This window comes from Microbispora sp. H13382, from assembly GCF_014161445.1.
Lineage (GTDB): Bacteria > Actinomycetota > Actinomycetes > Streptosporangiales > Streptosporangiaceae > Microbispora.
On record NZ_JABBXA010000003.1, the window covers coordinates 228,054 to 241,292 of the forward strand.

At 74.0% G+C, this 13,239-nt stretch carries 11 protein-coding genes; 6 read left to right on the forward strand and 5 right to left on the reverse strand.

Going from position 1 to position 13,239, the window contains the following annotated elements; translation table 11 throughout:
* The first annotated feature begins 174 nt into the window (after nucleotides 1-174).
* On the forward strand, nucleotides 175-1,410 hold the full coding sequence (locus tag HHX41_RS08670) for an acyltransferase (protein WP_310741845.1): 1,236 nt from the start codon (nucleotides 175-177) through the stop codon (nucleotides 1,408-1,410).
* A 75-nt stretch (nucleotides 1,411-1,485) separates the two neighbouring features.
* Nucleotides 1,486-3,003 carry a depupylase/deamidase Dop gene (dop, locus tag HHX41_RS08675; protein ID WP_169982470.1) on the forward strand — a complete coding sequence of 506 codons (1,518 nt, stop codon included), beginning with the start codon at nucleotides 1,486-1,488 and terminating at the stop codon, nucleotides 3,001-3,003.
* Between the two features lie 25 nt (nucleotides 3,004-3,028).
* Here the strand turns inward: dop and HHX41_RS08680 are convergent, their stop codons facing one another.
* Entirely contained in the window at nucleotides 3,029-3,532 is a 504-nt protein-coding gene (locus tag HHX41_RS08680; RefSeq protein WP_182905497.1) for a septum formation initiator, read from the reverse strand.
* Between the two features lie 94 nt (nucleotides 3,533-3,626).
* On the opposite strand from HHX41_RS08680, the gene HHX41_RS08685 reads away from it, so the two are divergent.
* Genes HHX41_RS08685 through HHX41_RS08695 form a run of 3 tightly spaced genes read left to right on the forward strand, consistent with a single transcriptional unit; the run spans nucleotide 3,627 to nucleotide 6,143 of the window.
* On the forward strand, nucleotides 3,627-4,307 hold the full coding sequence (locus HHX41_RS08685) for a response regulator transcription factor (protein ID WP_182905498.1): 681 nt from the start codon (nucleotides 3,627-3,629) through the stop codon (nucleotides 4,305-4,307).
* Nucleotides 4,308-4,350: 43 nt separating this feature from the next.
* Nucleotides 4,351-5,661, forward strand: a complete 1,311-nt coding sequence (locus tag HHX41_RS08690; protein ID WP_182905499.1) for a HAMP domain-containing sensor histidine kinase — start codon at nucleotides 4,351-4,353, stop codon at nucleotides 5,659-5,661.
* Nucleotides 5,662-5,696: 35 nt separating this feature from the next.
* Nucleotides 5,697-6,143, forward strand: a complete 447-nt coding sequence (locus tag HHX41_RS08695) for a PepSY domain-containing protein (protein WP_182905500.1) — start codon at nucleotides 5,697-5,699, stop codon at nucleotides 6,141-6,143.
* Between the two features lie 69 nt (nucleotides 6,144-6,212).
* Here the strand turns inward: HHX41_RS08695 and HHX41_RS08700 are convergent, their stop codons facing one another.
* Entirely contained in the window at nucleotides 6,213-7,265 is a 1,053-nt protein-coding gene (locus HHX41_RS08700; protein WP_182905501.1) for a serine/threonine-protein kinase, read from the reverse strand.
* A gap of 273 nt (nucleotides 7,266-7,538) precedes the next feature.
* On the opposite strand from HHX41_RS08700, the gene HHX41_RS08705 reads away from it, so the two are divergent.
* Nucleotides 7,539-7,748 carry a ubiquitin-like protein Pup gene (locus HHX41_RS08705; protein ID WP_142572552.1) on the forward strand — a complete coding sequence of 70 codons (210 nt, stop codon included), beginning with the start codon at nucleotides 7,539-7,541 and terminating at the stop codon, nucleotides 7,746-7,748.
* Between the two features lie 76 nt (nucleotides 7,749-7,824).
* On the opposite strand, the gene HHX41_RS41650 is transcribed toward HHX41_RS08705, so the two are convergent.
* The 3 genes from HHX41_RS41650 to HHX41_RS08720 form a co-directional block, all read right to left on the reverse strand.
* A complete protein-coding gene (locus tag HHX41_RS41650; RefSeq protein WP_182905502.1) occupies nucleotides 7,825-10,605 on the reverse strand; it encodes a glycoside hydrolase family 38 C-terminal domain-containing protein in 2,781 nt (926 codons plus the stop codon).
* Nucleotides 10,565-11,779, reverse strand: a complete 1,215-nt coding sequence (locus HHX41_RS08715) for a Gfo/Idh/MocA family oxidoreductase (RefSeq protein WP_310741846.1) — start codon at nucleotides 11,777-11,779, stop codon at nucleotides 10,565-10,567. The genes HHX41_RS41650 and HHX41_RS08715 overlap by 41 nt, the downstream gene beginning before the upstream one ends.
* A 66-nt stretch (nucleotides 11,780-11,845) precedes the next feature.
* The gene (locus HHX41_RS08720; protein ID WP_182905503.1) at nucleotides 11,846-13,105 is read right to left on the reverse strand and encodes a CehA/McbA family metallohydrolase; all 1,260 of its coding nucleotides are present in this window, start codon (nucleotides 13,103-13,105) and stop codon (nucleotides 11,846-11,848) included.
* Nucleotides 13,106-13,239: the final 134 nt, after the last annotated feature.

The following is a 13,239-nucleotide window of genomic DNA, read 5'->3' on the forward strand; positions in this document are numbered from 1 at the left end:
AGCGGCGCGATCCGATCGCGCCGCTCCTCCGGCTTTTCCGGCCCCTCGCCCGGACCGCCGGCGGGGGCGGAACGCGCGTCGCCTCCCGTGACGTTCGCGGTCCGAGGGAACCGAAGCCGGGAGTGATCACGTCAAAGATGGCATGATCGTCCTTGGCTCGCGCGGGTGACTCCCGTGGGACAGCCCGTCAGACAGCCCATGCGGCAGAGCGCTCCGGTTTCGGCCGCGGTTCCGGTGCCGCAGGCGGCCGCACCGGCCGGGAGCCGCCGCCTGGTCGAGCTCGACGTCCTGCGTTTCGTGGCCGCGTTCGCCGTCATGGCCTTCCACTTCATGGCGGCCAGCAGATCGCTGTGGGACGAGTTCCCCACCAAGCTGTTCGAGCCGGTCGCCCGGCTGACCACGCTGGGCATCCTCGGCGTGGAGCTGTTCTTCCTCATCAGCGGTTTCGTCATCCTGATGAGCGTCTGGGGGCACACCGTCGGCGAGTTCGCCGTCTCCCGGGTGTCCCGGCTGTACCCGGCGTACTGGTTCTCCGTGCTCGTGATCTTCATCATGTACCGCTTCAGCGGGGTCGGGGGTTTCGACCCCAAGCTCAGCGACGGTGAGTACCTGCTCAACCTGACCATGTTCCAGGGCGCGTTCGGCGTGGGCCACGCCGGCGGCGTCTTCTGGTCCCTCTGGGTGGAACTGCGGTTCTACGTCCTCGTGGCGCTGTTCTCCCTCGTGGGGATCACGCTGCGGCGCTGCCTGGTGTTCCTGGCGGCCTGGACCGGCCTGGCACTGCTGGCCGAGTTCACCCAGAACGAGACGCTCGTCTTCGTCTTCATGCCGCGGCAGGCGCCGTACTTCATCGCCGGCATGGCCTTCTTCCTGATCCACCGCTTCGGGGCGCGCTCGGGGGCCCTGGTTCCGTGGCTGATGGTCGCCGCCGGCTACGGGATGTCCCTGTACGCCGCCATGGAGCGCGTGGGGGAGCGGGTGCGCCTGGTCGGCATCGCCCGGTACCCGGCGCCCCCGGAGGCCGTCGTCGTCGCGATCACGCTCGTCTACCTCCTGATGGCCGCGGTCGCCCTCGGCTGGCTGCGGTGGGTGCGCTGGCGCCGCCTGGTCGCCCTGGGGGCGCTGACGTATCCGCTCTATCTTCTGCACCAGACGGTCTCGGCCGTCCTGATCCCCGCGTACCGGGACGTGGTGGACCCGTGGGCGCTCGCCGGGATCACGATGGCGGTCTCGATCGTGCTCGCGTACCTGATCTACCGGCTGGTGGACAAGCCGGGTCAGCGATGGCTTCGGGCCAGGCTGGGGGCCCTGCTCGGCCGCCCCCGCAGGCCCCGCCAGCGTGGCCGCGGCCCCGCCTCCCGGACCGCGACGACCATTCCGGTGCAAAGTCCCGAGGCATCTGTGCCGTAACTGTTCGGTAGCAGGGCATAGAGAAAGGGCTAGGCTCGGATATGACTACGACGGCCTGAAGCAGGCGGGGTGCGAATGACGGTTCGGCGGGTGATGGGCATCGAGACCGAGTACGGCATCGCCGTGCCCGGTCAACCGGGAGCGAACGCGATGGTGACCTCCTCACAGGTCGTCAACGCGTACCTGGCGGCGTCGGCCGCCCGGGCTCGCCGGGCCCGGTGGGACTTCGAGGAGGAGAACCCGCTCCGCGACGCCCGGGGGTTCGACCTGGCCCGTGAGGTGGCCGACCAGAGCCAGCTCACGGACGAGGACCTCGGGCTCGCCAACGTGATCCTCACCAACGGCGCGCGCCTGTACGTCGACCACGCCCACCCGGAGTACTCGACGCCCGAGTGCACCAACCCCCGGGCCGCGGTGATCTGGGACAAGGCGGGCGAGCGGGTGATGTACGACGCCGCCGTGCGGGCGTCCTCCACGCCCGGCAACGCCCCCATCCAGCTTTACAAGAACAACACCGACGCCAAGGGCGCGTCGTACGGCTGCCACGAGAACTACCTCATGCGCCGCGCGACGCCGTTCGCCGACATCGTCAGGCACCTGACGCCGTTCTTCGTGTCGCGGCAGGTGGTGTGCGGCGCGGGCAAGGTCGGCATCGGCCAGGACTCGCGTACCGAAGGCTTCCAGATCAGCCAGCGGGCCGACTTCTTCGAGGTCGAGGTCGGGCTGGAGACCACGCTCAAGCGGCCGATCATCAACACCCGCGACGAGCCGCACGCCGATCCGGAGAAGTACCGGCGGCTGCACGTGATCATCGGCGACGCCAATATGTCGGAAATTTCGACATATTTGAAGCTCGGTACGACGGCCCTGGTGCTGGCGATGATCGAGGAGGGGTTCCTCACCATCGACCTGACCCCCGAGTCGCCGGTCGCGGCGCTGCGCGCGGTGTCCCATGACCCGACCTGCAAGTACGAGATCGCGCTGCGCAACGGGCGGAAGATGACCGCCGTTCAGCTGCAGATGGAATACCTGGAGCAGGCCCGCAAGTACGTCGAGGACCGCTTCGGCTCGGGCGTGGACGAGCTCACCAAGGACGTGCTCAACCGCTGGGAGTCGGTGCTCACCCGGCTCGCCGAGGACCCGATGCAGCTGTCCCGTGAGCTCGACTGGGTCGCCAAGCTGGAGATCCTGGAGGGCTACCGCACCCGCGACAACCTGCCCTGGAACCACCCCCGGCTGCAGTTGGTCGACCTGCAGTACTCCGACATCCGCCCCGACCGCGGCCTGTACAACCGGCTCGTCGCCAGGGGCCGGATGCAGCGCCTGGTGACCGAGGAGGACATCGACCGCGCGGTGGAGACGCCCCCCACCGACACCCGGGCCTACTTCCGGGGCCGGTGCCTGCGGCAGTACAGCGAGTCGGTCGCCGCCGCCTCCTGGGACTCGGTGATCTTCGACATCCCGGGCCGCGAGTCGCTCCAGCGCGTGCCGACCCTGGAGCCGCTGCGCGGCACCAAGGCGCACGTGGGCGACCTGCTCGACCGCTGCCGCACGGCCGCCGACCTCGTCGCCGCGCTCACCGGCGAGGGCTGACCACCGCGTCGGCCACGGCGGATGATCAGTCGTGGCGGGTGATTCGGGGAACGGGGACGTCGCCGGCGCAGCGCACCTCGATCTCGACCCTGCCCTCGTCCGACTCGAACCGCACGCGGGCGTGGTCGTCCGGCCCCGGATCGACGTCGTGGACCTCGTAACCCTGACCGGGCGTCCACGACTGGAGCCGCGCCAGGCCGCCGTCGCACCGGGCGATCACGCTGCCCGCGCCGGTCGAGATCAGCTTCCGGCCGGTGACGGGCCCGGCGCCCGGCGTGGCCTGCCCCGGGGAGCGTGCCGGTACTGCGCCGGGGGACCGCGCCGGTACGGCTGCTGAGGCGGGGCCGGAGGACGGCGCGGCAGGGGTGTCCCGGGCCAGCGCGACGCGGATCTCCTCGGCCGACATGGGCCGCCCGGCGGTTCCGGCGAGCGGCCGGCCGAGCAGGCCGAGCACCGCGACCCCCGCTCCGGTGGCGAGCGCGGCGGCCAGCAGCCATCCGGCGACGGCGAGGACGAGGCGGGTGTTCACGCGCCCACTCTCCCACCGCGAAAGCTAAGGGATCGCTAAGGCCCGGATAACGGACTTATGCCGCAGACCGGCGAAAGGCTAACGTAGCGGCCAAATGCCAAGCGTGCTCCTCATCGAAGACGACGCCCCCATCCGCGGCTCCCTCACCCGGAGCCTGCGCGAGCGCGGCCACGCCGTCTCCTCCGCCCCCACCGCACTCGACGGCCTGCGGTCGGTGGTGGAGGACCGGCCGGACCTCATCGTGCTCGACCTCGGCCTGCCCGACATGGACGGCGCCGACCTGCTACGCATGCTCCGCGCCGTGAGCCGGGTCCCGGTCATCGTGGCCACCGCCAGGGACGGGGAGGCCGAGATGATCCGCCTGCTCGACGCGGGCGCGGACGACTATGTGGTCAAGCCGTACAGCGCCGCGCAGCTCGACGCCCGCATCCGGGCCGTGCTGCGCCGCGTGGACACGGCCCCCGAGGACACCTCGCTGACCGTCGGGGCGCTGCGCGTGGACCCGCGGACCCGGGAGGCGACGCTCGACGGCGCCCCGCTGGACCTGACGCCGCGCGAGTTCGACCTGCTGCACTATCTGGCGGCGCGGGCCGGACAGGTGGTCACCAAGCGCGAGCTGCTCACCGAGGTCTGGCAGATCCCCTACGGGGGCACCGACAAGACGGTCGACGTCCACCTCTCCTGGCTGCGCCGCAAGCTCGGCGAGACCGCCCAGCAGCCGCGCTACCTCCAGACCGTCCGAGGCGTCGGCGTCCGCCTCGCCGCCCCCTCGTGACCGGTACGGCGGCCCGCGCCGGCGCGGGCCCGGGAGAGCGCCGGTGAGGCGCTGGCTCGCGGCCCTCGTCGCGGCGACGACGTCACTCGTGCTCGTGTCGCTGCTCGTGCCGCTGGCGCTGCTGGTCCGTTCTGTGGCGCAGAGCGAGGCCGTCGACTCGGCGACCCGGGCCGCCGAGTCGGTCGCGGTCGCGGTCGGCACCGTGGACGAGGAGACGCTCCGGCTGACCGCGGAGCAGGCGAGCGCGTCGAGCGGCCACCCGGTGACGGTCTTCCTCGCCGACGGCCGGGTGCTGGGAGCCGCCGCGGCCCGCACGGCCGCGGTGGACCTCGCGGCGCGGGGCCGCAGCCTGTCGGCGGCGGCGCCGGGCGGCCGGGAGATCCTGGTGGCGGTCGAGGGGGCGCCGGGCGGCACCGCCGTCGTCCGCGCCTTCCTCAGCGACGACGATCTGATGCGCGGCGTACGTCAGACGTGGCTCGCGCTGCTGATCCTCGGGGTCGCCCTGGTCGGGGTCGGCATCCTCGTCGCCGACCGGCTCGCCCGCGCGGTCGTCCGGCCCACCACGGCGCTCGCCGAGGTCTCCCACCGCCTCGCGACGGGCGACCTGACCGCCAGGGCGACGCCACTCGGCCCGCCCGAGGTGCGTACGGCCGGCCTGGCCCTCAACCACCTGGCGGGACGAATCTCGGACCTCCTCGCCGAGGAGCGGGAGATCGTGGCGGACGTCTCCCACCGGCTGCGCACCCCCCTCACCGGCCTCAGGCTGGAGGCGGAGTCGCTGTCGGATCCCGGAGAGGCGGCGAGGATCGAGGCGCGCGTGGACGCGCTGGAGCGCGCGGTCACCGCGGTGATCAACGACGTCCGGCGGCGGTCGCGGGAACGGGCCTCGTGCGACGCCGTCCCGGTCGTGCGCGACAGGGTGGCGTTCTGGTCCGTGCTCGCCGAAGACCAGTCCAGGGCGGTCGGGCTCGACCTGGCCCCCGGCCCGCTGCCGGTGGCGGTCTCCGCCGAGGACCTCGCCGCCTGCGTCGACGCCCTCCTGGGCAACGTCTTCGCGCACACCCCCGACGGCGCGTCGTTCCGCGTCCGCCTCACCGCCGGTGACGCCGGCCCGGACGGCGTCGGCGGGGAGGGCGTCGGCGGGGAGGGAGGCCCGGTGGTCCTCACGGTGTCGGACGCGGGTCCGGGCTTCGGCCCGGGCGACCCGCTGAGGCGGGGGGAGAGCGGGGCCGGGTCGACCGGCCTCGGCCTCGACATCGCCCGTCGCGTGGCCCAGGAGTCGGGCGGCTTCCTGGCTCTCGGCGAGTCCGATCTGGGCGGTGCGGAGGTACGCCTGGTTTTAGGGATCGCTTAGCGCGGCCCTAGCATGATCGCTGCGACGGTTGGGTCATGAGACAGACAACGAAGATCGCTCTCGCGGCCGCCACGACCCTCGCCGCCCTGACCGCCGGTGGAACGGCCGTCGCCTCCGCCTCCGTCGCGGCGCCGGCCACCGCCTCCACCGCCTCCACCGCCACCGCCTCGGCCTCCACCGCCGTCAGCCGGAGCCGGGCGATCGCGATCGCCAAGAGGCGGGTGCCCGGCGCCCGGGTCACCAAGGTGGAGCGCGAGTGGGAGCACGGCCGCCGCGTGTGGAAGGTCGAGCTCCGCAAGGGCCATCGGGAGTACCGGGTGTACGTCTCCGTCGCGAGCGGGAGGATCGTCAGGTTCCGGGTCGAGGACGACGGCCGACGGCACGACGACCGGGGTCACCACGGCAGGGGACACGACGATCGGGGCCACGACGACCGGGGCCACGACGACCGGGGGCACCACGGCCGCGGTCACGACGACTGACCGTACGACGGGACGGCGGCGACGGCTCTTCGGCGAAGGACGCGGGAGAGCCGTCACCGGCAGGCGGGCTCAGGGCGCCGGGGGGCCGTTGCGGTGCCGGCGGGGGCGGGTCGTGGGAGCGGGCCAGTAGGGCGAGTCCCCCTGTGGCTGATCTACGTCGTAAAGGCGCCCGGCCGTGAGCTCCCCGGGCGCCCGCGGCGATCCGTGCGCGGGGGCGCGGCCGTAGGGATGCTCCCTGCTCTGCCTGGGCGCGGTACGGCTCGGCAGCTCGCCGGCCGTCCGGCCCGGCGTCGCCGCCGGGATGCCCTGCCGCCGCAACACGTCCACCAGCACGTGCATCGCCTGGTCGACGGTGAGTCGTTCGTCCGGGTCGGGCCGCAACAGGCCCTCCAGCAGCGGCCGCAACGGGCCCGCCCGGCGCGGGGGCTCGGGCCTGCGGCCGAGCAGCACCTCGGCCGGCAGCGGGCCCGTGGGCGGGTACGGCGGCCGTCCCTCGACCCCGCGATAGAGCGTGGCGCCGAACGACCACAGGTCGGCCGAGGGAGCCAGGGACTTCCCGCGCAGCCGCTCGGGGGCGAGGTAGGCGCCGGACCGCGCCACCGGCACGGTCGACGACCCGGCCGGGTCCCGGTCGAAGGCGGCGATGCCGAAGTCGGTCAGCACCACCCGGTCCTCGGTCAGCATCACGTTGGCCGGCCGGATGTCCCCGTGGACGACGCCCAGCGAGTGCGCGTGCCGTACGCCCGACAGGAGCTGGAAACCCACCCAGGCGGCCCAGTGGACCGGAAGCCGGCCGAGGTGGCGCACGGTGTCGGCCAGCGTGAGGCCCTGCAGGAGCTCGGTGACGATCCAGAGCCGGCCCTTGTCCTCCAGCAGGTCGTGCACCGTGATGACGGCCGGGTGGCTGAGCCGGGCCGCGGAACGGGCCTCCCGCAGCGCCTGCCGGCGTGCGGCGGCCAGGTCGGCCACGTCCACGCGGTACGGCGGCTGCACTTCCTTGATCGCGACATCGCGCTTCAGGCGGAGATCATGGGCCTGCCACATGATCCCCCCGGAGTCCCGACGGAAGGGCGTCAGCAGCTTGTACCGATCCGCCAGCAGTTGCCGTGCGTGCGATGCCATCGACCACCCGTGCGCTAGCCCCAGATCCGTGATCCATCAATTGTCGTCCCGGATGCGGTCGCACCGCGCCGAAAGGCGGCCGCGGGGAGTGTGACGTCGATAACGATCCGGTCTATGAGCGCGGGGAATTCTCCGTGTTCGCCTTGCCTGCGGGCACCGGGTGGGCCGGCCTCGCACCCCCGCCGAAGATCGCACGCCCTTTCGCGCGCATTGTCGGTCGGTTCGGGGAAGATATGGGGAGAGGCGTCCCCCCGAGCAGCGGAGGTGTCAGGGATGGCGACCAAGGAGACCGGCGGCCAGAAGCAGACTGGGCGTCAGGAGCACGAAGTCGAGGAGACCGAGGCGCAGGCGTCCCCGGACGTCCAGGAGCGTCAGGAGAAGCTCACCGACGACGTCGACGCGATCCTGGACGAGATCGACGAGGTCCTCGAGGAGAACGCGGAGGAGTTCGTCCGTTCCTACGTGCAGAAGGGCGGACAGTAACCCGACGGAGGCGTCCGGCCCGGTGGCGGCGCTCCGGGGGAACCGACCCCTCCGGCAGGGCCGCCGCCGGGCGCCGTCACGCCCCGGCGAGATGAACAGTCGCGATCTCGAAGGGCCTGAGCGGGACGCGTACCGTCCGCCATGAGGTCCCCTCGTCGCGGGACACCTCCAGAGGGCCCAGGGGAGAGCCCTGAACGTCGGCCGTCCAGGCCGCGGTGAAATCTCCCCGTACGACCGCCTCGGTGGCCGTGGGATGCTCGGCCACCAGGCGGACCTCCAGCCGTCCGTCCCGCTCGCGCAGAGCGGTCATCACGACGCCGTCCCCGCCGATCGAGAGACGGCCGTCCCGGCCCGTCCCGGCCGCACCGCCCCCGCCGGCGCCCGGTACGGCGAGCAGGTCGTGGCGGAACTCCTCCGCGAGCCGCGGCAGCCCCGCGTCGTGCCACCCGCCCGCGTACGGCAGGACGGCGAATCGCACGGTCAGCGGCCCCTGGCACTGGGCGGCCGGGGTCGGCACCTCGGGTCCCGCGGGCTCGTCGCGGTAGGGATTGCGGTTCCGGGACAGATACCCGACGGACCGCACGAGCGTGAGCGCCATCTCGGTCCCGGCCCCGCTGATCTCGTCCCCGGTGATCTCGTACTCGGTGACGTGGTCGAGCAGCACGGCGAGGCCGCCGGCGGCGGCGAAGGACTCGGCGGGGAAGGTCGGGATCGGCCGTTCGCCGCCCCCGCCCTCGGCTGTCAGGCCGCGCCGCACCACGGCGAACTGTCCCTCCGCGTACGACTCGGCCGCCGCCCGGGGCAGCGGCGCGTGCCAGCGGATGCGATGGTCGCGGCAGCGCACGTCCATGGTGATCTCACACCGGGCGAACGGCTCGCCCGCCCTGAGCTCCACCCGGGTCGTGACGACCGCCGGCACGGTCGCGGCGTCACCCGCGCCGGCCGGCCAGTCGTACCCGCGGGTGATCTCGTACGCGCCGGTCAGCGGTCCCGAGCAGATCTCCTCGACGGTGACGCGGGAGGGCCGGTCGAGGAGCCGGTCGCCGGGCGGCGGCGCGTGGTTGTAGGTGTCCCCGGCGTCCCCGCCGTGGACGATCCGCCCGACGCCGTGGACCTCCACGCCGTCCGCCCCGCGCAGGGACAGCGTCCCGTCGTCCGCCACGCGCACCCGCAGCAGGCCGTTGTCCAGCACCGGCTCGAACTCGTACGGGTCGGTCCGCAGGGCGCCCGGGACGGGGGCGGGTTCGGCGGGCGCGACCGGACGTGCGGTGAGGACGGCGCGGCCCAGCGGCGGCACGGTGACCAGCGCGGCCACGGTGACCACGGGCTCGGCCACCGTGCGGACGGCCCACGGCCCCGGCCCGGCGTCGAGGACGGCCCTGCGCAGGTCCTCGTACGCGTACGCGCCGGACGCGTGGCGGCTCACGGTGACGGTGAACACGCCGTCCGCGGCGGCCCAGGAGACGATCTCGTGGCCGTACAGCTCCCGCTCGTGCACGCGCCCGAGGAGCAGGGAGAGGTCGTCCATGACGGTCTCGTCGAGCAGGGTCGCGGCGTGTTCGAGCCGCTGCACGGGAACGTTGACGGGGACCGCACGCCCGCGGCCGTCGGCCAGCGACGCGCGGTCCTCCGGCAGGTCGGCGAGCACCAGGCCGGTCCGCTCGAAGGGGGACGGGTTGACGACGACGAGCGCGTCCTTCGGCGCGGCCCCGGCGAGGGACGCGGCGACCAGGTCCACGACCGCTTGGGCCGTCTGCCCGGCCTCGGCGATCCTCGCGGCCACCTGCTGGGCGGTCTCGTCGGAGCCGCACCCGGTGACCGAGTCGTGCCCGCCGCAGGCGATGACCGACCGCCAGGCCATGTCGATCAGGCGCCCGCACGCCGAACGGTCGGTGAGCCACAGCGCGGACATCGGCTCGGCGTAGCGGGTGAGGAGCCGCTCGGCCCGCGCCATGGCCTGCTTCAGCGGCACCCGGGCCGAGATCACGCCGGGCAGGAGGTTGGCCCGCGCGTGCGAGCGCAGCTCGCCCACCACCCGGGGCAGCCCGTCGCCGGGCCCGTGGAGGCCGGTCAGGGCCTCGGCGAGGGTGGCGACGCGCAGTCCCGACGCGGTGATCTCGCGGGCGGGGGCCGAGTGGTCGGCGCCGTACATCGCCAGCAGGGTCCCACCGGCCGCCCAGTCCCCGGCCGCCCAGTCCCCGGTCGCCCAGTCCCCAGCCGCACGGACGAAGGCCGCCACGCGGTCGGGCATGCGCTCGGCCGGGCCGGCGAACAGGCCGGAGGCGTTGCCGTACCCGCCGGGCAGGTATCTCGTCCTGATCGTCGTGCCGTCGGCGCCGGTCCAGTCGAAGGTGTCGCGGTCCACGTGCGCGGGCACGCCCCGCCACAGGCAGGCCAGGCGCAGCCCCGCCAGCGACAGGATCTGCGGCATCTGGGCGCAGTGGCCGAACTGGTCGGGCAGGTACCCGACCGGCATGGCGCCGCCGAGCGCGGCCGCCCCCCGCATGCCGTACTCCAGGTTGCGCAGCAGGGTCTCGCCCGAGCACAGGAACTCGTCGGCGAGGATCAGCCAGGGCCCCACGGCGAGCCGCCCCTCGGCGACGAACCGGGCGACGTCGTCGCGGCGTCCGGGGCGGATCTCCAGGTAGTCCTCGACCGCCGCGAGCTGGCCGTCCAGCGTGAAGCGGTAGGCGGGGTCGGCGGCCATGGCGTCCAGGACCTCGTCGAGCACCCGCACCAGGCCGACGCGGAACCGCTGGAAGGGCAGGTACCACTCGCGGTCCCAGTGCGTGTGCGGGACCACCACGATCTCGCCGCTATCCGCGGACGCCCTGCTCGGCGTGACCGATGGCTCCACTCGCGCCCTCCTCGGCGTAGCTGCTGACGTCGGCCCCGGCGGTCGCCTCCCGGGGGGCGCCGGTGACCTCCTGGGCGCACTCGCCGCCGATGGGGACGCCGGCCCAGCGCGCGTACCGGTGCACGATGCGCTGCGCCGTGACGATATCCTCCAGGGCCCCGTCGAGTCCGGTGAGCGGCGGTTCGTCCTGGGTGACGAAACGGTGGAAGGCGCGTAGCTGCCGCTCGAACGCCTCGGCGACGTCCTCGCTGACGACCGTCCGCTCGGTGGTGCCGACGCGGCAGGTGACCGTCAGCCGGGTGGGCGTGTTCAGCATGTACGGCGAGGGGAAGCGCAGCTCCAGCGAGCCGTGCTCGTGGTGCAGGGTCATGACCTCGTGGTACGCCGGGTAGCTCGGCAGGTAGTGCCACCGCAGGCCGTACCGGCCGGAGCCCTCCACGGGCAGCGTCCCGCTCACCTCCAGCGACGGCGGGAAGGCCTCCACCGGCCACACGGCCACGTGGTCCACCGTGTCCGGAGATCCGGTGAACAGCCGTATCAGCGACAGCTCGTGGCAGAGGCTGCTCAGCAGGACCTCGGCGTACAGCCGCCGCAGCCGCTCGGAGGAGGTGCCGAGCGCGGCGGTGAGCGCCCGGTCGTCGGCCTCCGCGTAGGGGGCCGTCCGCTCGGGGGAGGGCCGTCCGGGCCGCGCGCGGGCGAACAGCAGCTGGGACTCCTGCGACGGGTGCAGCACGGTGGCGTCCAGGTGGCGGACGACGTCCGGCCCGCCGGCCTCGTGCAGCGCCTCCAGCAGCCGCTGGGAGGCCGGGTCGTACTGCTTCATGTAGCCGGTCATCAGCCGCTCGCCGGACAGGCCGCTCAGCTCGGCCCGGCTGTAGGCGAGGGGCTTCTCGCACAGCACCCACAGGCCGCGTTCGAGCGCGGCCCGCACCAGCGGCCCGTGGGAGCCCGGCGTGAGTACGATCAGCGCGTCGAGCCCGCCCTCGTCCAGCATCGCCCGCGGGTCGTCGTACGCCGGGACACCCGCCTCCCGGCCCACCGTCTCCGCGTGCCCGCGGTCGAGGTCGCACACGGCCGCCACCCGGAACAGGTCGCGCCGCCGCGCCAGCAGGGGCAGGTAGACGACCTGCGCGACCACGCCGAGCCCGGCGATCCCCACCTTCACCGTCTCCACGTCCTCACCCTCCTCCGCTCGGCGACCTGCCCTGCACCTCCCCACCGGCGGCGTGGCGCAACCTCGTCAGCTGCACACGGCCATGAGCTCGTTGACCGGCGTCTCCAGCCGGTGCGTCCCCGGCCGGGCCGGCAGGAGCGCGAGGTCCCCGCGAATCACGCGACGGGTCCGCGGCCCCCACAGCACCAGCCCGTCGGCGTCCACGGCCAGGAACTCGTCCTCCAGCCGCAGCAGCAGCGGGCCGTTCAGGGAGGCCGACACCGCGGTCCGCCCCTCCGCGACGGCGCGTACGACGGCCCTCGCGGCCTCGGGGCCCCGGCCGTCGCCCTCGGCGAGCACCCACGTCGCCGGCGCGCCGGGCGGGTGCCCCTCCTCCGGCCGGTGGTAGTCGCCGCCGCCCACCACGACCAGGCCGCCGGTCAGGCCCGCGGCCCAGGCCTGCGCCCAGGCCAGCGGCGCGCCCCAGGTGCGGTCGTGCCAGCTCCGGTGCCACAGCTCCACGGTCCGCGGCCGGTCGGCCATCGGGTGCCGCCACGCGCAGTCGGCCGCCACCGGGTGGTTGACCGACAGCACCCCGCCCCGGTCCCGTACGGCCTTCGCCCACTCGTCCGGGGGCAGCCGGAAGTCGATCCAGCCGACGTCCCCGAGGGCGCCCGCGTGCCCGAGGTCGGTGGTCACCTCCTGTCCGGGCACGAGCACGATCCCGGCGAGCGCCGAGGCCGCGGCCAGCTCCGCGTGGTGGCTGACGGTGTTGTGGTCGGTCACCGCGAGGAAGTCCAGCCCGGCCGCGGCCGCGACGCAGGCCAGTTCGTAGACGCTCAGCGTCCCGTCGGAGTGGTCGGTGTGCGCGTGCAGGTCCCCGGCGAGCCAGCGGTGTCCGGGCGGCGACGGCAGGCGGCGGCGCACGGCGGCGGGCTCGGGCGGGAGCGGCCCGGGCACGCGGGAGATGCGGGTGCGGCGCCGGCGCGGCCGGGCGGGCGGCCGCACGTGCCTGATCACCCGGATCTCGTACGGCAGCCCGCCGAGGGGCACGCGGTGCAGGCCGACCAGCACCCGCCACACGCCCGGCTCGATCTCGCCGGGCAGGTAGCCGGGGGTGGCCCAGGAGGGCGCGACGGTGTACTCGGAGCGCGCGCCGCCCGACCAGCCGCGGAAGCCGGCGGGCCCGGCGCAGCCGAGGTCGAGCACGCCGGCCGACCGGTCGTAGGACAGGCGCACCGTGAGGGCGGCCGTGCCGGGCCGCACCTCCACCGGCACCTCCGCCACCGGCCCGGCCAGCCGGTCGTCCAACGTCCACGTCCCGCCGACCACGGCCCTGGTGGTCATCGTCTCGCCGCCATCGTCACCCACCGCGACCCGCACGACCTGAGGAATCCGGCTCCATCCTCGACCCTCGCACGCGATTACCCGCGAGTAAAGAAGCGGCTCGGCGGACGAGTGCCCGGCGTCTTATGGGATGT

Bases quoted from the DNA above. Each gene is read 5' to 3' on its own strand.
- HHX41_RS08685 (WP_182905498.1), top strand. From the start codon at position 3,627: ATGCCAAGCGTGCTCCTCATCGAAGACGACGCCCCCATCCGCGGCTCC.
- dop (WP_169982470.1), top strand. From the start codon at position 1,486: ATGACGGTTCGGCGGGTGATGGGCATCGAGACCGAGTACGGCATCGCC.
- HHX41_RS08720 (WP_182905503.1), bottom strand. From the start codon at position 13,105: ATGACCACCAGGGCCGTGGTCGGCGGGACGTGGACGTTGGACGACCGG.
- HHX41_RS08700 (WP_182905501.1), bottom strand. From the start codon at position 7,265: ATGGCATCGCACGCACGGCAACTGCTGGCGGATCGGTACAAGCTGCTG.
- HHX41_RS08705 (WP_142572552.1), top strand. From the start codon at position 7,539: ATGGCGACCAAGGAGACCGGCGGCCAGAAGCAGACTGGGCGTCAGGAG.
- HHX41_RS08695 (WP_182905500.1), top strand. From the start codon at position 5,697: ATGAGACAGACAACGAAGATCGCTCTCGCGGCCGCCACGACCCTCGCC.